This is a genomic window from Bacteroidales bacterium (assembly GCA_013141385.1).
Classification (GTDB): domain Bacteria; phylum Bacteroidota; class Bacteroidia; order Bacteroidales; family Tenuifilaceae; genus UBA8529.
Window position 1 is genome coordinate 34,542 of sequence record JABFRB010000003.1, and the last position, 18,362, is coordinate 52,903.

Sequence of the window (18,362 nt, forward strand, 5' to 3'; positions counted from 1 at the left end):
TCAATATTAAATGCCTATTAGCAGTAAAGATACTATAAAAAAAGATAACTCGTCCCCCACCAACTGGGGTCAATCTGACATTGCCCTTGAAGAGCCTATTAAAGAAAACAGTAATAAAGAAACGCAAAGCCAAAAAAGTAAATCCCAAGATTCAAATTTAAATAAAATAGCCCCATCCCAGCCAGAGCAAAAAGTTATACCAACCCCAAGTAACTTTAATATTCAGCTACAACCAAAAGTTGTAACTCCTAAAATGAGTCCTTCTATTAAGGAATCGAATGCATCAGCTAAAACAGAAAAGGATAATAAAAAGGAAAAAGAGGAGGATAAACTTGAGGAAAAGGTAATTGGTGAAAAAACAGCCGATTTTGCAACTCCTCCTAAAGATGATGATAAAGAGAAAAACAAACTTGAGGGAAAGAAGAATGGAAAAGGTATAGACAAAACTGAAACCAAAGAGCAAAAAGAAAAGAAAGGTCTGGATTTTAAGAAAACCGAAGGTAAAGAGAAACCCAAAGGGGTCGAGAAAGAAAAAACGGAGTTAGATAAAAACGCTGCTCCCAAAGAGAACCCATTAGAAGGGCAAGAAGTTGAATCTAAAAATACAAAGCAGGAAACTGCTGCAGTTGAAAAAAATGCTAAAAGCTTATCTTCCTCGGGGGGGAGTGCAAGTATAAAAATATCAAAACCTAAATCGACTGAACAACAGGTAGAAACTGTTACAGCAAAAACTAATAAACTTGAGAAAACTGCAAGTCAGCTAAACACAGGTTCTAAAGAGACTTTTAATGAAGGCTTAATCAAAATTTCCGAAGTAACAGCAGAGCAACAAACAACTAAAAGTGCTGCGGAAAAACGTACCGAAACGGAAAAAGCTGTGCAGCCTAGTAAAGAGGAAGCGTTAAGTGAAGTTAATACAGCTACCGTTGAAGCTGTTGATAATGTTTCTGAACCAGAACTTGATCCTGATTCGGCAAAGAATAGCCTTGCAGTGGCCATAAAAAGTAAAATGCCAAAAGATGTAGAAGATGTAAAACGATTAGCCGAATCGAATCCTGCAGAAGAAGCATCGGTTGAAATGAACCAACTTATTAATAGTCAAACAGAAAAAGTTAAACAAACATACAATCAAATAGAGAATACAGCTGAGCCTGTTCAAAAAAATGCAGAAGCTCCATTACCTGCACCTGAAGCTCCACCTCAGGTTAGCGAGTTAAAACTATCCGAAGGGCTAATACCAACACCTGCTGCCGAACAAACCGATTTTCAGGAATATGTAAAAGCCAGCGATGACTTAGTTAAGAATGAATTACAACAACCCGATTTATTAAAAGAGTTCGAAACATCGGATGCTGCCCCAATGGCTGAAGCAAGAGCTGCGCGCGATGGAATTAAAGAGGATGCAGACAACGCACCTGCTGAAGCAGCTAAAGTGGAACAGTCAGAGAAAAGCACCTTGCAACAGGGGCTTCAAAACGAAGAGCAAAAAGCCATTTCTCAAATGACAGCCGATAGGGCAAAAGGAATTGCTGAGGCTCAAAACTCTCAAATTGAAGGGAAATCAAAATTTGAACAAGAAAAATTACTTGTTAGCGAAAATATTAATAAGATATACAAAAAAGCCAACGATCAGGTTAAAGAAAAGCTGGAATCGCTTGAATCGAAAAGCATGAAAACCTTTGAAGAAGGGCAAAAATTGGCTTTGGAGACCTTCGATAAGAATGTAGATAAAGACCTTGACACATTCTTTGATGAAAGACATTCGGGTGTGGGAGGGTTCTTTACTTCCATAGGCGATTGGGCTATGGGAACCGACGATTTACCAGAAGTGCAAGCAATTTTTGAAAAAAACAGGGCTGTTTTCGTAAGTGCCATCGATCAGCTGATTGAAGAAATTTCAACCGATTGTCAAACAGTAATTAAAGAATGTGAAAAAATTATTGCTGATGCCAAAATAGAAATTGATAATTACGTAAATAGCCTCGGTGGAAAGCTTAAAGAATATGGACAAGGTTGCCAAAATGATATAAGCAAGAAGCTGGATAAACTTACCGAAGATGTAAAGAAAAAAGGCGAGGAATTAAAAGAAAAACTGAAGGAATTACGAGCTAAAGCAATCGAAACAATTGATAAGAAGATTGAAGAACGCAAGGAGAAAATGAAGGGGGCATTGAGCAAGTTGGGAAAATTCTTACTCGACCTTGCTATGAAATTCTTTACGTTTACCCTTACCAGTATGGGAATGAGCCCCGATGAAGTAATGGGTATCATTAATAAAGGAATTGCTACCATTACAGCCATTGTTACAAATCCAATAGGCTTTTTCTCAAATTTAGGTTCGGCTGTAGGGCAGGGATTGGATTTGTTCCAGACAAACTTCAAGAAGCATATGATTGGTGGTATGATGGAATGGTTGACAGGCGCAATGGGAGGAACTGTTGAAATACCACAGGAGTTTAGCTTGAAAGGAATACTTAAAATGGGACTTTCCATACTAGGGCTAACCTGGTCAAATATTAGAATGAAACTGGTGAAACTTGTTGGCGAAAACATAGTTACTGCTGCCGAAACAGGATTTGAAATGGTTACCATTCTTATTACAGAAGGTCCAATGGGTTTATGGGAGTGGATAAAGGATGAAGCAGAATCAATCAAAACATCAATAATTGAAGGGATTAAAGAATGGGCACTAATTACCATAGTAAAAAATGCGGTAATTCAACTTGCACTGATGCTTAATCCAGCTGGGGCGATTGTAAGGGCAATTATTGCTATTTACGACCTTATTATGTGGCTTATAGATAATATTGAGCGTATAATAAGTTTCGTAAATTCGGTAATAAGTTCAATTACAAATATAGCAGCAGGAAATATTAGCGGGGCAGCAGGTTTTATAGAAAGTGCAATTGCCAAAACCATACCAATGATACTTAGCGGTTTAGCGCAGTTCTTAAAACTAGGCGGCATATCCAAGAAAATAAAAGAAACCGTTGAAAAAGTTCGAAAGCCAATAGACAAAGCAATTAGTAAAGGGTTAAAAGTAGTTGCCGATAAAGTCAAAAAATGGTTTGGAGGTAAAAAGGCTAAACCAGGAGACGCCAAAAAAATAAAAGAAGAAAATAAAACTGGAGAAGCAGAAAAACTTGATCCAAAAGATGAGAAAAAGCATAAAGAAATAGCCGATAAGATAGAATCCAAGCTAAAACAAAGCAAGATTCAGGAAAAAGAAGACTTTAAAGATTTCCACAAACGCAAGCAAAAAGAAGGAGAAGAATTAGAGGATAAATATCAACCTCAATTGAAAAAAGGTATTAATTTAGATGTTAAATTCAAATCAGTTCAGGAGGACGAGAAAGATGGGGATATGGACATTAAGATTAGGATCGCTCCGAATAATACTGAAGAGAGTTTTACCTTGGATGCTTCGGGTGATGTTACTGATATTCCGGTACAAAAAGGCGACCTATTAAAAGCAAAATATATAAATGGTAAATATCTTGCAGATGCAACTAAAGTTAATAAGCCTAAAAAGAAAGAAGAACATAAATTTAGGTATAAAAAGTTAAAAAATAGAGTTGAAAAAAATACATTCAAAGAATTTAAAGAAAAGTGGGATAAAGGAGATATAGAAAAGGTTAATGAGGAAAGGCGATATTTAATTAACAACAGACCTACTCATAGTTCCAATTTCAGGAATGATGTTTGGGCAAAAGCGACTAAAGAAACCGATGCAAAAGGTGTATTTGTAAGAGATGCTAATGTAAAGGAAATAAAAATTTATGTTGGGGATCCGTGGGATGCTGGACATAAAAAAGATGCAAAATATAGTAATTTAGTAGATGATTATATATCTGGAGAAATAAGTTGGGAAGAATTTTTAGATGAATACCATGATATAAAAAACTATCAAGTAGAAGATGCACACGAAAATAGAAGTCATAAACACGAATAAACATGTCAGAAAATAATGAAATTTCAATAGGCAGATTAAGGTTTGCAATTAAAAAAAAGAAAAACAATGAGGTTATCTCTATTTTAAACAAATACGGTGTAAATGCTTATTACCAAGATTTAGGTTCTGCACTATCAATTGCCTGCATGACTGAAAATTGGGAAGTAGCAAAATACTGTATCAAAAATGGAGCTGATGTAAATCTACCTGATTCGGAAGGGGATACTCCTCTTCACGATGCATGTTTACATGATAATCTTGAAATTGTAAAACTTTTGATAGAACATGGCGCAGAAGTAAATGTAGCAAATAAATTTGATAAAAGACCAATTGCACAGGCAATATCAAGAAACCCTATCAACCTTGAGTTAATAGAATACTTATTAATTCATGGAGCGGATTCTCATATACAAGAGAAATATGCTTTAAATGATCCAAGAAGGACTACATTTACTGCGTATGACTATGCTAAACATGAAATTAAAGATAAAAAATTAATGGAGTTATTAGATCGATATAAAAAATAACTCTAAAAGTATTAACAATTAATATACCCATACCAATGCACCCAATATTCGAAAAATACTTTGACCTGCTTTTGCAGATGTTTCAATACGATATCAATGCTATGAGCCACCCATGGATGTACTATTTTGTGCTACCAATAATTGGCTATCTAGTTTTCTTTTTTATTAAATGGGCAGTACTTACAGCACCCTTTTGGTTACCATTTTCTATTATTATTGGTGCTGCAAGAGCAAAATCTGGCTCAAAAAGGAAAGTAAAACAGTAAATAACAAATATTTTTTGCTAGAGGCTGTCTAGAAGATTTCACGCTAAGTTCACAAAGTTTTTCGCTAAGACCGCAAAGAGTATAACCCATTAAATCAGCACTTTGCAGTCTTTGCATTTTGTCTCAGCGTTCTTTGCGTAAAACCTTTTTGAGCCTTTTACACAGCCTCTTTTTATTCTGTTGGCTTTGCCTGCAAAGAATTGTCCTTTGAAATAATCCTTTGATAATTAGCATCTGAAAACCGAGATGATGCAACAAAACCATTACAAACAGAATATGGTGATCCATCAGGGATAGAAAAAATAAAATCAGAATTCATTGGCTCACCAAATGAAAATCAGCTAAAAACCACAACTACCAATGTATGGATTACATTTATTATCACTATTATTCTAACCCAATTAATGCTACTACTCTAAAGTTATCAACAAGTTATTAACATCTTCCTGTTGATAACTTTACTATGTAACTCTATAACAGATAAGTTTTATTTCCGAAATTTATAAATATATCAAAAAACTATATTTTATTAACATATTAGGATGGAATCCAAATATAGTAATGACCGTATAGCCTTTCGAACCCAAACTGGTGTTAGTGTATTAAATATTAACAATATCATATATTGCAAGGGCGAAGGAAGATATACTCATATCTTTTTAAATAATAATAAACACATTGTTGTTGCAAAATTGTTAAAAGATGTTGAACTGGTTTTACCCTTAGATATTTTTTATAGAATCCACAAATCATGCCTTATTAACCTCGACTACGTAAAGGAATTGAATATTTTAAAGGAAAAGACGATAATACTAAAGGACGATACAAGGCTAAAACTAGCTTGTAGACGGCAACCAATGTTTTTCAAAAAACTACTAAGCAACGTTACAATGGTATAGGTAAAACCCCTAATACCATCCCTTAAATCGGATAAAAACATAGGAATAAACCCCTCCCCTTCTTTGCAAATTCATTCAAACAGTTCCCTCAATACTGCTCGGTTCACGCAAAGCCGCAAAGCACGCCGAGAGAGAAAAACCTTTGGTTTTTCTCTTTGCATCCAAACCGTAGGTTCAATTTGATATAACCCAATCACAATATTTTAGCTGTACCCCTATTCTATTTTCTTTGCGACTTAGCGGCTTTGCGTGCAACATTTTTTTATTGCAGAATAGTTTCCTCACAAAAAATATATTATTCGAGAAAAATTAACGAAAATTGCCCCCTCAAATTTCATAGTAACTAAACAAAAAAACATGATACAATATAAAGCCGCAATATTCGATATGGATGGAGTAATTGTAAACAATCACAATTACCACGTAAAAGCTTGGGCAAGTTTCTGCAAAAATCATAGAATACCATTTAACGAGCAAAACTTTAGAACTAAGTACTTTGGAAAAAGCAACCGCGATATCCTACCCAATTTAACTAATTCTAAACTATCGCAATTTGCGATAGATGAACTCGCAGAAGAGAAAGAGCTGATTTACCGAAATATCTATAGAGATGATATAAAACCCATTAGCGGGTTAAAAGCCTTTATAGCAAAGCTAAGGGAGCAAGGGATTAAAACAGCAGTAGCAACATCAGCACCAGCAAGTAATCTCAACTTTGTGCTGGATGAATTAGGTATCAGAGATATGTTTGATACTGTGGTTGATTCCTCCATGGTTAAGGAGTGTAAACCCGATCCCGAGATATACCTTAAAGCCTCAGAGCTAATTGGTATTGACCCAAAGGATTGTATCGTTTTTGAGGATTCAATCTCAGGCATACAATCGGCTCATAATGCTGGAATGGAAGTTATTGCATTAATTACAACGCATAAAGCGGAGGAGCTACCAAAAACCTACATGCAAGTTTACGATTTTACGGAGGTACCTGAGAACGTGTTTTATTAATGGTTGGAAATGGGCAGTTAGAAATTGCCTTTTAGGCAAACGTAAAGGCAATCTCCATGAAAATTCGATTTTGAAACCGAATTTAGTAAATTAATTTTAAACGAATTGAAAATCCTGATAGGAACAAAAAGCCGGATCACGAATCCGGCTCAACGTTTGACTTTTATATCCGATCTTACGGATACTATCAATAATCTATTTTTTGAAATTAATTGAATTTATCACTTCTTCTAATTCAGCCTTCTGTTCATCGTTAATATATGAAATTATGGCGCTAACACAAAACCCATTCTGAATGGTTGAATAGTATGTCTGCCTAATGCCAACATCCAAATAGTTTAATAAAGCATTCATTGCATAGTATTCGGTATTATTGATAATAACTTTTGTAAACTCCTCATCAATACTATCATATTGTAGTTGTGATCGCATTATCAGCTTTCGAGCCTGATATAAATAATCACTCCCATTCTTTATCCCTGGAAAATTTTTTATGTTCTCAGCCACAAGCATAAAGTTTGGATTATACTCCACAGCTGCTCCAACCTCATACTGGAACACAACCAATAGATTTGCTGAGTTTATTTCTGAAGCATTGAGAATAGCTTTCATATTTTTGTCGTCACCAGCAACTACATCTTTACCCTGTTTAACTAGGTTTTCAGTTTGCTCCTTAGTTTGAATAACCCAATTGGCTGGTAAATTAATTTCCAAGTCAAAGAATGAGTTGGTATATTTATTATTCACAACCGACCCATAATCAAAATTTTTAGGCTTATTGCTATTGCTACAACTTATTGTAAAAATTGCTAAAAGCAATAGCCCAATCAAGTTAACTCGTTTTTTCATACCCTATTAGTTTTTAGTTTTATTCGTATTATACATCTGATAGTTTGTGCATTTAGGATGTGAGAAAGTTTAATATTTCCTTACCCTTGGGTAGTAAAACTAATAAAAAGGAACAAAATTAACAAACCAGCATAACCCTTAAGTTTGAGACGACCTCTTATGGTTGTAATATCCCTAATAATTTGATTTTAAACCTAAAATTTAAGGAGCATTAAAATCCTAATAGTAGCAAATAGCGTTTGGCTGTTATATATCTGAATTGAAGAGCAATATTTTTATCTATCAAGATAAGTTTTCAATCTTTCCTTAATAAAGAATTCCCAGCCAGCCTGACAGCTTTCTCTTTTGAATTCTGGAATATCTTGGGGGAAAGAATCTAATCCTTCATTAGTGACACGAAGTTTAGTATTTTCCTTCGATTCAAATAATTCAAAGGTCACGAAACCTTCACCTTTATGCTCCTTATATCTCCAGTAATACTTAATCTTTTTATTTGGTTCTACCTCTAGAATTCTCCATAAATGCTGAAAATTACGACCCTCTGATTGAACGCTAAATTCTGTTTCAAACCCAACCACAGGTTCAAAAGCTGGGATGTTATCGAAAAACCATTGTTTCATTTCTTCGAGTTTAGTAATAGCATTCCAAACTTTGCCAACAGATGAGTTGAATTCCTGTTCAACAACAATGGGTTTACTTATTTGATTCATTTATGTATTTTTTAAATTAGGATTCTATTTGAGTTTCTTGATTGGTTGAAGTTTAAATTATATTACTCTGCGGTTGGTATCAGCTAATTTTCGTCACTGGTATGGTCAATATGCTCAAGTCCTTCGCTAACTTGTTTCATCAAATAAGGAAAATAGTGAGCCTTAGTATCAATAACTTTTATAAAATCATCTTCTGCTACCTGAAAAATATCAATAGAATTTTCATTGTATCCAAATGGCAGGTAATCTTTAAAAACTTTCAAATATTTTATTCTTTTTGAAACGAGTGGAATGAAAACAATTTTTGTTTTATCACCTAACATGCTTTTTATATAATCAAAAGCTTGCTTAGCCGTATTACTCGAAGCCAAATGATCGTCAAATAAAAGTATTCGAAATATTTTATCTTTAAACTTTGTTTTCTTTATTGCACTAAATAATGCGTCATTTAATGCATTTTTAAAATAATCTTGTTCTGTCGTGTATCTTTGTGCCCAAAGACTCAGTATTGGCGTATTTGTGCCTGCAAAGACTGATTTTCCAATAAGATCAGCAACAATCATTCCTCCATTTGAAATACCAAGAACTGCATCTGGAACATATTTACCCTCATTAACAATTCGTCTTAAAAAATTTGAAATATACTGTATCTTAGTCATATACTCGTCCCATGACATAATTGGATCTTTAACATTAAGCTCGTCACCTCTACTTTCTAATATGTCTGGAATACTAACTGACATTTGTTTGAAGGTATCAAAAACAATGCTATCCGAACCTGATTTTTCATCAATACTAGTGCGGATAAATGAAGATATTTGCTTTCGTGCAATTTTCGGTTTAAAAATATTATATAAAATTAATCTGTATCCCTTTATATCAAATGGAATAACGGTATTCTCTTGAGCTAATACAATCGTAATTTTATTTTTAAGAGAATATCTCATTCCTAACTCAAGAAAAACATTAGGATTGTGACCCGTAATATCAGCGATTACAATATCCGCTTTCGCTAAATGTTCAACAATTGACTTTGTAATTAAACCCGATTTACTTTTACCTACTTCACGATCAATAATCTGATCCTCACCAAAAATATCTCTTACTCCAGGTACTATTATTTCCTCAAAAATAAATTCGGATTCTTCCTGCTTTCCACCGTATTCATTTCCTGAACCGAATGGCATAATTACAAAAATGTTCTTTTTCATAACTAGAGTAGTTTAATTAATAGTTACACTAAACAAATTGTCATTCAATTAATTCAAAAAAAACAAAGTCGTTATTATATTATGAATCCAATTACCAGTAATTGATACTTAAACTTAATTACCAACTAATTAATTTATCGTTGTTAAATCTAGCAAGGATGGTGTGGTTGCTACTAGCAGCATAACCTTTTACTCAACCTCCTCTTCACCACCTAATTCTTCGTACAAATTATTTAACGCTTTTCTTAGATGAATAAAAGTAGATTCAATACATCCGTTGGTATAACTTAAGTATTCTACGCCCAAAAGGTCTGATACATCCTGAAAATCAATAGATTTTTCCTTAATGATTATTACAGGTTCGTTTTCTAAGTCTTCATCATAATAAGATTCAAAGACACCACTACAATAACCTAGTTCGTAAAAAACATTTTGTCTTGCTCTGTAATTACCATTATCAAGTTTGTCATCTGGAGACATGATTGCAACAGCACAAGAAGCATTGTACCATATTTCGTCTTTAAATTTATCAATAATATTTTTTCCGCTAAACGAGTTTTGTAATAAAACAGCATTAAATAATAACTCGTCTTTTATGAATCTCTCTATTTTATGTACCTCTTGGGAGCGTCCATGAATAAGGAAAACAGTAAAATCCACATTTTCATCTTCTTCTTCATCATAGTATTGTCTATATTTCGACATAATTATTAGTTTTAGTAATGCTGCAACATTCCCGTGGTTGCATTTGCTGGTGAGTTAGTATCAACTTTGGCATCCTGCGCTAAAAACAAACTATACGTTAGAAAAATTTAAGCAACTGCATCATCAGCCCCAATATTTTTAACCACAGGTAGGCTGGCAATTATTTTTTCATCAGTTCGTAAGATTTATAAATCATCTTAAAAGCCTCATCAACTTGTTCCTTCGATGAAATATTATTCAAACTTTCCCACTTTTTCTCGGTATTAACTTTAAAACCAATTGCAAATGAATTTTTTCTAGGATACAAATCGCAAAATTTTCTTCCTTTAATCCAATATGTCACAAAATAATTAGATGGTTTTTCTTCAATATTTTTTTCAATTTCCTTTATTCGCTTAATGAAGTTTTCAAAAATTGATTTTACTTCATTGTCGGAAATATATTCAATATTGTCTTTCAAAGTCCAAGGCTTTGTTTCAATGGCTTTAATTGATGGAATTGCCTCTTCAATTAATTTAACATATTTATGTTCGTCAAATTCAAACGCAATAAACTTAAATAACCTTATTTTTATTTCTTGTCTAATGTATTTTACTTCAATAAACATTTCATCATCGAATTCGGGAGATATTAGAAAAATTTGCGGCATTTTATCTGCAATTTTCTTTTCCCCTAATTGTGTTTTATATGCATCAGAAATCCAATCTATTCCTTGCTGTAATAACCAATCATAATATAAAATTGATTGTCTTAATTGTCCTTCGTCAACCGTATTCTTCAGTTCAATTAATGTTAAAATGCCTTCAGAGTCAATTCCTAAAATATCTAATGTTTTAAACCCAAAAGTTTTTCTTTGATGAGTTAATATTGTAAAACCTTTTTCAATCTGTTCAGGATTCTGAACAAGCAAAGACTCAAGTTCAGCTTCATTACTTAATTTAACTTCGTTTATACTTTTCATAATCTTTCTTGTTGTCATTTGCTTGTATCTAAATCGCTTATAAGCATACAAAAGGGTGTGTTTATACAACTAAAAGGATGTTAAACCACACCTTATTGTAATCCTTAATTCAAAGATATCAATTTATTAAAACTAACCTATTGGGTTTTGATTAATTATTCAATATATTATATAAAACAAAATCTAAATTATTGATATCTATTGAATTGAATACTTTATTGCAATAATCAAAATCAATAAAACAAGAAGAGCAACCATTGAGATTGGATTCGCAAAGTTTACTGTCCATCCACCGTAAAATCTTTTTGGTGGAAATAGCCTCCTATCCATTCTGTTGTAGTAAAAAATTCCAAGTTTCCAGTTTTTGGGGTCATCGTGCCATTGCTTAAGTTGCCACTCAGTTGGTTCAATTCTTTTCATAAAGTTCATTTTTGGTAATAAAAATGCTAATTTAGAAAATACTTTACTTAGTTAATTGCAAATTATAGCAAGCAGATATATTTTTTAAGTACACTTAATAGCTTGCAATCGATTTAGATGTATTCACATCTTAAAACACTCAAATTCTGTGTTGCAGATCATAAAACAAATTGCACCTAAAAACCACTATTTCATATTTTTTGATAATTTTGTAGGCTCGAAAAAGTTGTCTTTTTCAATCTAGTATCAATCAATATTTAAATTATAAAATCATTCTAAAATGTCTAACGTGAAACGTGTTTACACCTTCGGAGGAAAGAAAGCTGAAGGTAAGGCGGATATGAAAAATCTGCTTGGTGGAAAAGGAGCCAATCTGGCTGAGATGTGTCTATTAGGACTACCAGTTCCTGCAGGGTTTACCATTACAACCGAAACCTGTAACGATTATTACCTAAATAATTGCCAATTACCAGCCGACCTACTTGAACAAGTATGGAGTGCAATGAAGGTGACTGAGGATATCATGGGTATGAAATATGGTGATGCAACCAACCCATTGCTTATCAGCTGTCGTTCTGGTGCTCGTAGTTCAATGCCAGGGATGATGGATACCGTTCTTAATGTTGGTTTAAGCTCTGCTACAATTCCTGGTCTTTTGAAAAAGACCAATAACCCTCGTTTTGTATGGGATTCATATCGTCGTTTGATTATGATGTACGCTGATGTTGTTATGGAGAAAGCCGAAGGTCTTGAGACCGATGGTAAAGGTATCCGTAAGCAACTCGACGATATGCTTGATGAGTTCAAACATAAAAAAGGATATAAATCAGATACAGACCTTTCAGCTGACGACCTAAAGTTAATAGCTGAGGAGTTCAAAAAACGCGTTAAATCAGCTCTAGGTAAAGATTTCCCAGATGATGCAAAAGAGCAGCTAATTGGTGGTATTATGGCTGTTTTCAAGAGTTGGAATGGTAAGAAAGCTGTTTCATACCGTCGTATCGAAGGTATTCCTGATAATTGGGGTACAGCAGTAAACGTTCAATCAATGGTGTTTGGTAACATGGGCGATTCTTCTGCAACTGGTGTTGCATTTACCCGTAACCCTGCAACTGGCGATAATATCTTCTATGGTGAGTGGTTAGTAAACGCTCAAGGCGAAGATGTAGTTGCTGGTATCCGCACTCCAAATCCACTAAACGACGACACAAAGAACGAGCAAAACAAGCACTTGCACAGTATGCAAGAGTCAATGCCCGGAACATATAAAGAGCTTGATGATATCCGCAATACCCTTGAGAAAGCTTTCAAAGATATGCTTGATATCGAGTTCACAATCCAAGAAGGTGTTCTATACATGTTACAATGTCGTGCTGGAAAACGCACAGGTACTGCAGCGTTGAACATGGCAATGGATATGCTACATGAGAAGCTAATTGATGAGAAAACAGCTGTTATGCGCGTTGACCCAGTTCAGTTAGACGAACTTCTTCACCCAATCTGTGATCCAACAGCTGAGAAAAAAGTAAGCCCAATCGTTAAAGGTTTACCAGCAGGTCCTGGTGCAGCAGTAGGTAAAGTGGTATTTACCGCTGAAGATGCAGTTGCTTGGTTTCGTAAAGGTGAAAAGGTTATTCTTCTTCGCGAAGAGACCAACCCAGAGGATGTTGAAGGTATGCGCGCAGCAGAAGGTATTCTTACAGCTCGTGGTGGTATGACCTCACACGCTGCTCTTGTTGCTCGTGGTTGGGGTAAATGCTGTATAGTTGGTGCTGGTGGTCTACACGTAGATGCTGCTAGCAAAACAGCTAAAATTCCTGGTACTACTGTAGTAATTAAAGAGGGTGATATTTTAACCCTTAACGGAACAAAAGGACACGTTTACACAGGTGCAATCACATTAATGGATGCAACTGAGAATCCACGCTTCCAGGAGTTCATGACTATTGTTGATAAATATCGCAAAATGGGTGTTCGCACAAATGCTGAGACACCTGCTGATGCTAAGGTAGCTCGTGAGTATGGTGCTGAAGGTATTGGTTTGTTCCGTACCGAGCATATGTTTTACGGTAAAGGTTCTGAGCAACCACTTTTCTTACTTCGCAAAATGATTCTTAGCGAAGGTGAAAAAGAGCGTCGTAGCGCACTTGATGAGTTATCGGTATTTGTTAAGAAAGATATAAAGGCAACCTTACTTGCTATGGATACTTTGCCTGTAACATTCCGTTTACTCGACCCACCATTACACGAGTTTGTTCCACAAAGCGCTGAAAAACAAGCTGAACTTGCAAAAGCATTGGGAATCTCTGCCGAAGCAGTTGCTAAACGTGGTGAAGCATTACACGAGTCGAACCCAATGATGGGACACCGTGGAGTTCGTTTGGGTATTACTTATCCTGAAGTTACAGAGATGCAAATCCGTGCTATCTTTGAAGCTACAGCTGAATTAATTAAGGAAGGACACCAACCACATCCAGAATTAATGGTTCCTGTTACCTGCGATGTTGCTGAATTAGATGTAACTAAAGTTATTTTTGATAAAGTTAGAGCTGAGGTTAGCGCTAAATTTGGAATGGCAAGCATTGAGTGTAAATACGGTACAATGATTGAAATTCCTCGTGCTTGTTTACTTGCAGATCGTATGGCAAAAACAGCTGAATTCTTCTCATTTGGTACCAATGACTTAACCCAAATGACTTTCGGTTTTAGCCGTGATGATACCGGTGGATTTATGAACGATTATTTAGACAAAAAGATATTAGCTTCCGATCCATTCCAAACTATCGATCAGAGCGGTGTTGGTCAGCTAATAGAAATGGCAGTTACCAAAGGTCGTGCTACACGCGGTGATTTAAAGGTTGGTATTTGTGGCGAACAGGGTGGTGATCCTGCATCAGTTGAGTTCTGCTTTAAAGCAGGATTAAACTATGTAAGCTGCTCTCCATTCCGTGTTCCAATTGCTCGTTTAGCAGCAGCACAAGCAAGCATTAAGTTTGGTAAATAACAATATTTACTATAGTTCAATTAAAACCGCCTTCAAAAGGGGCGGTTTTTTTGTTGAAATTAGCGAATATGCTTTATAATAAGCAAGTTATGTATCTTCTAATTGATGATTTACTTCATACAATTAAGCACTTAATATCATCTGTCTTTTTTCCTATTTATTAGCAATAGATCATAGTTTTGCATTTAATAATCAAAACATTAAAGTAAATGAGGAATTTTTTATTCTTATCAAGCGTTCTATTACTTCTATCAATAAATGTGAATGGGCAAGACGAAAAACTTAAAGCCAATTACATTTATAATATTGTTAAGTATATAAATTGGCCAGAATCTTATCAGACAGGCGATTTTGTAATTGGTGTTCTTGGATCCAGTAAAGTAACTCCGGAATTAAAAAAAATTGCGGCTACAAAAAAAGTAACTTCTCAAAAGATATCAGTTATAGAGTTTAACTCTACAGACGAAATATCAAAATGTAATGTTTTATTTATTAATGATTTAAGTAGCGGTTTAATTAAAGTTGTTGTAACCAAACTTGGCTATAGTCCCACTCTAATTATTGGAGAATCCAGAGGTTTAGCTATCACGGGAGCTGGAATTAATTTTGTTACAAAAGGTGATGCCCTAGGTTTTGAAATAAATAAAATCTCAATAAGACAAAAAGGTCTTCAAGTTGATTCTAAACTAAAAGCTTTGGCTCTTTAAGTTTACGATAACGGAAAGTAAAGTTCGATAAAAAATAGTTCCGATCTTGAGAAGAGATCGGAACTATTCATCAAACCCAGGTCTTACGAATTCCATAGCACTGGGAAATGCCACTAAAAGCATACGTTTTACCTGAGATAGGGTTTTTAGAAAATGTAGTATATCATCCTCCATTACTGGAAAATATGTAAGCATGGCACTCCAAGCAACGATTGATCGATCAATTACAATTATGGTAACCTTTGCTGAGCCTCTTGCATCATCGTTTTCATCATTAATATCATCGTATACTAAAGATGCCCTATAGGTTTTGGTTGCAATTATCATAAAGTAGTGCTGAATCACCTCAATGGTGTCAGCAAATAGAAGGGCACTTTCAGTATTAATGTTTTGTAAGGTATTATATCTTTCTAGAATTACTTGGCGCTGCTGATCAAGCCATTTAGCTATTTCTAAAGCATAATTGCGAGAGATAATAACCATCTCGCTACTAATAGATTTGGAAATGAAATCGTCAGATGGAATCTCAATGTCTGGATCTATCTCTAACTCCTGCATCTTTTCGTGTATCAACTCAACAGTTGCCTGAAACAATTCCGTTAAAGACGTCCAGAATTGTTGGTTCTTAACATCTAACTCCTCATTGCTAAGGTTTAATTCCTGTTCAATTTTAAAAACGCTACAATGTATTGTATGCGTGCACTTTTCGCACCACCTATCACAATAATTATGAATTGATGGGATGATATTCTTATCCGCAGTAATATTTTTTAAATTCTGCTTGATGTTATCCTTCTCCATAATCGAAGCGTAGTCTTTTAAAACAATTTCGATACAAAGATACGTCTTAACATTCTAATTAGAATAGTGTGTGCAATGCTATTTTGCCCTTCTATTTAGCCTGAGTTGTATTTAGAAAAAGTCAATAAAATAAACTACCTCGCAGCAGAGCTGTCGAGGTATTATTTGGAAGCCATTTATTCTATCGAAGCAGAGCTTCGAGGAATTAACCTAAAGAGATTAAAAACAGTATACTATTAGATTCAAATGGACGGGGACTTTTCCTTAATAGCTAAACTTTATCTGCTGGCAGTATAAACAATACTTTTACAAATTGTAAATTAGGCTAAATAGGATCACTACAAATAGTGCAGTTAAACTCATAGGTACATCCTTAACTTTTAGCAATAATTCAGTACATCACTCTGGCAGTAAAGGGTTTGAATTTGACTATAGTGGCTTTGAAGCAATATCGAATAACACTATTGATAACAACGCACTTCATGCTATGGAATTACCAGCCACTGCAATTAACACAATCGGAACAGGTAATACTTTCACCTGTGCATCGGGTTATGGTATTGATGTAAATAGTGGTGATATTTCAACCCCAATAACATGGAAAAAGCAAACAGTGTCTTACTATATCAATGTTGGAATTAATATAAATGCAAACCTAACAATTGAGGAAGAAACTATTTTAAAATTCGGTTCAAGTGGTACAATTGATGTAGGTTACAGCAACAATGCAGTTCTCACAGCAGTTGGATCTACTATCAATCCAATAATCTTCACAAGTTCAGCTACAACGCCTGCTGCAGGAGTTTGGGAAGGTATTAATTTGTGGGACAATTCAGACAATACAATATTCGATTATTGTGAATTCCAGTATGCTGGTAAAGGAAGTTCAGCTACAAGAGCTGCAATTAAATCATTCGGTTCAACATTTACTGTATCCAATAGTAAGTTCAAATTCTGTGGCGGTTGGGGTGTTTATAATGATGCAAATACAGTATTTACCAATACTAGTAACACCTTTGAAGCATGTAATCTTGGTACGGTTGGTTTTGATTAGTTTACACAGAGGTTTCAAATAGTAACATTTTAATTATTTTCAGAGGGTATCTCAAAAAACCGAGATACCCTTATTTTTTTGTGAATAAAAGAATATGAGTGTCCGTTTAAATAACAAAATCAAACCTTTATACTGTCATTCCTGCGAATGCAGGAATCCCATTGTCTACATCCAGATTCCGGGACTTCGCCCGGAATGACAATGGGTAGTGTTTTGCTTACAGGTATTATAACGGATATACAAAAAAACAATTTTTAAAAATCTTTGTTATAATTGTTTAAACAAATTTATTTGAAATAAATAATTTGTATTTACTATTTTTTTTATAATTTCGTATCCCATTTTGATTTTTAGAAAATTACTTTTAAATAAATTAATCTTTTACCAACTAATAACCAAATTTTAAACATTATGAAAAGAACAGAAAGAAAATTAGGGGTTATTTTGATTGCTTTGGCATTTATCTTTGCCAGCTGCGAAAAAGAAATAACAACATCAAATTTAACCTTAGATAAATCTCAGAAAGCTAAGGTGAAAGCATATTTTTATGCTGAATTGGATAAGACTAAACAAGGTTTAGAACTAGCACCAAATGGAACTAAGGTTTTTGTATCTATCCCAAATAGCAGCCTTAGTAGTGCCGCAGGTGTAACCGGAAATTGGATTGATACTGTATTAATCAGTAATGGAATTGCAGATATCACCGTTCCTACCGTTAGTACAGGTGTAACTGTTACTATAAAAGCAGCAGAATTCACTTATAGTCAGGTACAGTCATTCGGGTCTGTGTCAAATACTATTTCAAAAATTTACTCAGTAACCGCAGCACAAACTATATCTGTTTTACCAGGAGAAAGCAAAAGCAAGGAAATTACATACGATGGTCAAAATCAGCTAGATAATTTTGTAGAAACAGTTACTTGTGCTTTTATTCTTAAAGCCGATATGGATGAAACTCTTGCAGGAAATGAGAACGTACCACAAGGTACTATCGTGAATCTTTACACCTCAACTTGGGCAGGTACTGCCACTGTTGGTGCTGATGGAAAAATAACTGCAACTATTCCTAAAGATGAGGCCATAAGTCTTAAATTTGAAGCAACCAAAACCCTTACAGTTCCTCCATCAAAGAAATTCCTTTATACTGGAACTATACCTGCTCAATCTATAAGCACTACTTACGCTAGTACGATTACGCTATCAGGTGTTCAAAACGAAAACTAATTATTAATCAAATTTGCGAAAATAAGACTTCATGAAATGTCCATGTTCAAGAGTATACCAAAAGAAA

General features: G+C 34.5%; 16 protein-coding genes. 9 read left to right on the forward strand and 7 right to left on the reverse strand.

Annotation, left to right across the window (positions count from 1 at the left end; all coding sequences use genetic code 11):
• Window positions 1–10 precede the first annotated feature (10 nt).
• The 5 genes from HOO91_03455 to HOO91_03475 all read left to right on the forward strand — a co-directional run bounded on the left by HOO91_03455 (window position 11) and on the right by HOO91_03475 (window position 6,649).
• A complete protein-coding gene (locus HOO91_03455) occupies window positions 11–3,952 on the forward strand; it encodes a hypothetical protein (protein NOU16600.1) in 3,942 nt (1,313 codons plus the stop codon).
• Window positions 3,953–3,954: 2 nt separating this feature from the next.
• Window positions 3,955–4,479: an ankyrin repeat domain-containing protein gene (locus tag HOO91_03460; GenBank protein ID NOU16601.1), complete on the forward strand. Its 525-nt coding sequence runs from the start codon at window positions 3,955–3,957 to the stop codon at window positions 4,477–4,479.
• Between the two features lie 35 nt (window positions 4,480–4,514).
• Complete coding sequence (locus HOO91_03465; GenBank protein ID NOU16602.1) at window positions 4,515–4,745, forward strand: hypothetical protein; 231 nt, start codon at window positions 4,515–4,517, stop codon at window positions 4,743–4,745.
• A 542-nt stretch (window positions 4,746–5,287) separates the two neighbouring features.
• On the forward strand, window positions 5,288–5,644 hold the full coding sequence (locus tag HOO91_03470) for a LytTR family transcriptional regulator (protein ID NOU16603.1): 357 nt from the start codon (window positions 5,288–5,290) through the stop codon (window positions 5,642–5,644).
• A 357-nt stretch (window positions 5,645–6,001) separates the two neighbouring features.
• A complete protein-coding gene (locus HOO91_03475) occupies window positions 6,002–6,649 on the forward strand; it encodes an HAD family phosphatase (protein NOU16604.1) in 648 nt (215 codons plus the stop codon).
• A 195-nt stretch (window positions 6,650–6,844) separates the two neighbouring features.
• On the opposite strand, the gene HOO91_03480 is transcribed toward HOO91_03475, so the two are convergent.
• The 6 genes from HOO91_03480 to HOO91_03505 all read right to left on the reverse strand — a co-directional run bounded on the left by HOO91_03480 (window position 6,845) and on the right by HOO91_03505 (window position 11,505).
• The gene (locus HOO91_03480; GenBank protein ID NOU16605.1) at window positions 6,845–7,498 is read right to left on the reverse strand and encodes a hypothetical protein; all 654 of its coding nucleotides are present in this window, start codon (window positions 7,496–7,498) and stop codon (window positions 6,845–6,847) included.
• 275 nt (window positions 7,499–7,773) lie between these two features.
• On the reverse strand, window positions 7,774–8,208 hold the full coding sequence (locus tag HOO91_03485) for an SRPBCC domain-containing protein (protein ID NOU16606.1): 435 nt from the start codon (window positions 8,206–8,208) through the stop codon (window positions 7,774–7,776).
• An 83-nt stretch (window positions 8,209–8,291) separates the two neighbouring features.
• Complete coding sequence (locus HOO91_03490) at window positions 8,292–9,419, reverse strand: phosphoribosyltransferase (protein NOU16607.1); 1,128 nt, start codon at window positions 9,417–9,419, stop codon at window positions 8,292–8,294.
• Between the two features lie 189 nt (window positions 9,420–9,608).
• The gene (locus HOO91_03495) at window positions 9,609–10,124 is read right to left on the reverse strand and encodes a hypothetical protein (GenBank protein ID NOU16608.1); all 516 of its coding nucleotides are present in this window, start codon (window positions 10,122–10,124) and stop codon (window positions 9,609–9,611) included.
• Window positions 10,125–10,284: 160 nt separating this feature from the next.
• Window positions 10,285–11,103 carry a DUF91 domain-containing protein gene (locus tag HOO91_03500; GenBank protein NOU16609.1) on the reverse strand — a complete coding sequence of 273 codons (819 nt, stop codon included), beginning with the start codon at window positions 11,101–11,103 and terminating at the stop codon, window positions 10,285–10,287.
• Between the two features lie 180 nt (window positions 11,104–11,283).
• The gene (locus HOO91_03505; protein ID NOU16610.1) at window positions 11,284–11,505 is read right to left on the reverse strand and encodes a hypothetical protein; all 222 of its coding nucleotides are present in this window, start codon (window positions 11,503–11,505) and stop codon (window positions 11,284–11,286) included.
• A gap of 280 nt (window positions 11,506–11,785) precedes the next feature.
• Here HOO91_03505 and HOO91_03510 point away from each other — a divergent pair, with 280 nt between their 5' ends.
• Window positions 11,786–14,509: a pyruvate, phosphate dikinase gene (locus HOO91_03510; protein NOU16611.1), complete on the forward strand. Its 2,724-nt coding sequence runs from the start codon at window positions 11,786–11,788 to the stop codon at window positions 14,507–14,509.
• 209 nt (window positions 14,510–14,718) lie between these two features.
• The gene (locus tag HOO91_03515) at window positions 14,719–15,216 is read left to right on the forward strand and encodes a YfiR family protein (protein ID NOU16612.1); all 498 of its coding nucleotides are present in this window, start codon (window positions 14,719–14,721) and stop codon (window positions 15,214–15,216) included.
• A gap of 63 nt (window positions 15,217–15,279) precedes the next feature.
• On the opposite strand, the gene HOO91_03520 is transcribed toward HOO91_03515, so the two are convergent.
• On the reverse strand, window positions 15,280–16,017 hold the full coding sequence (locus HOO91_03520) for a hypothetical protein (GenBank protein NOU16613.1): 738 nt from the start codon (window positions 16,015–16,017) through the stop codon (window positions 15,280–15,282).
• A gap of 319 nt (window positions 16,018–16,336) precedes the next feature.
• Here HOO91_03520 and HOO91_03525 point away from each other — a divergent pair, with 319 nt between their 5' ends.
• Together HOO91_03525 and HOO91_03530 are read left to right on the forward strand one after the other, a co-directional pair.
• The gene (locus tag HOO91_03525) at window positions 16,337–17,071 is read left to right on the forward strand and encodes a right-handed parallel beta-helix repeat-containing protein (GenBank protein NOU16614.1); all 735 of its coding nucleotides are present in this window, start codon (window positions 16,337–16,339) and stop codon (window positions 17,069–17,071) included.
• A gap of 411 nt (window positions 17,072–17,482) precedes the next feature.
• On the forward strand, window positions 17,483–18,295 hold the full coding sequence (locus tag HOO91_03530) for a hypothetical protein (GenBank protein ID NOU16615.1): 813 nt from the start codon (window positions 17,483–17,485) through the stop codon (window positions 18,293–18,295).
• The last annotated feature ends 67 nt before the right edge of the window (window positions 18,296–18,362 follow it).

Excerpts from the sequence above, each read along its gene's own strand:
- HOO91_03505 (NOU16610.1), bottom strand. The coding sequence starts at position 11,505 with ATGAAAAGAATTGAACCAACTGAGTGGCAACTTAAGCAATGGCACGAT.
- HOO91_03475 (NOU16604.1), top strand. The coding sequence starts at position 6,002 with ATGATACAATATAAAGCCGCAATATTCGATATGGATGGAGTAATTGTA.
- HOO91_03470 (NOU16603.1), top strand. The coding sequence starts at position 5,288 with ATGGAATCCAAATATAGTAATGACCGTATAGCCTTTCGAACCCAAACT.
- HOO91_03510 (NOU16611.1), top strand. The coding sequence starts at position 11,786 with ATGTCTAACGTGAAACGTGTTTACACCTTCGGAGGAAAGAAAGCTGAA.
- HOO91_03490 (NOU16607.1), bottom strand. The coding sequence starts at position 9,419 with ATGAAAAAGAACATTTTTGTAATTATGCCATTCGGTTCAGGAAATGAA.
- HOO91_03465 (NOU16602.1), top strand. The coding sequence starts at position 4,515 with ATGCACCCAATATTCGAAAAATACTTTGACCTGCTTTTGCAGATGTTT.
- HOO91_03455 (NOU16600.1), top strand. The coding sequence starts at position 11 with ATGCCTATTAGCAGTAAAGATACTATAAAAAAAGATAACTCGTCCCCC.
- HOO91_03520 (NOU16613.1), bottom strand. The coding sequence starts at position 16,017 with ATGGAGAAGGATAACATCAAGCAGAATTTAAAAAATATTACTGCGGAT.
- HOO91_03530 (NOU16615.1), top strand. The coding sequence starts at position 17,483 with ATGAAAAGAACAGAAAGAAAATTAGGGGTTATTTTGATTGCTTTGGCA.
- HOO91_03495 (NOU16608.1), bottom strand. The coding sequence starts at position 10,124 with ATGTCGAAATATAGACAATACTATGATGAAGAAGAAGATGAAAATGTG.
- HOO91_03460 (NOU16601.1), top strand. The coding sequence starts at position 3,955 with ATGTCAGAAAATAATGAAATTTCAATAGGCAGATTAAGGTTTGCAATT.
- HOO91_03485 (NOU16606.1), bottom strand. The coding sequence starts at position 8,208 with ATGAATCAAATAAGTAAACCCATTGTTGTTGAACAGGAATTCAACTCA.
- HOO91_03515 (NOU16612.1), top strand. The coding sequence starts at position 14,719 with ATGAGGAATTTTTTATTCTTATCAAGCGTTCTATTACTTCTATCAATA.
- HOO91_03480 (NOU16605.1), bottom strand. The coding sequence starts at position 7,498 with ATGAAAAAACGAGTTAACTTGATTGGGCTATTGCTTTTAGCAATTTTT.
- HOO91_03500 (NOU16609.1), bottom strand. The coding sequence starts at position 11,103 with ATGACAACAAGAAAGATTATGAAAAGTATAAACGAAGTTAAATTAAGT.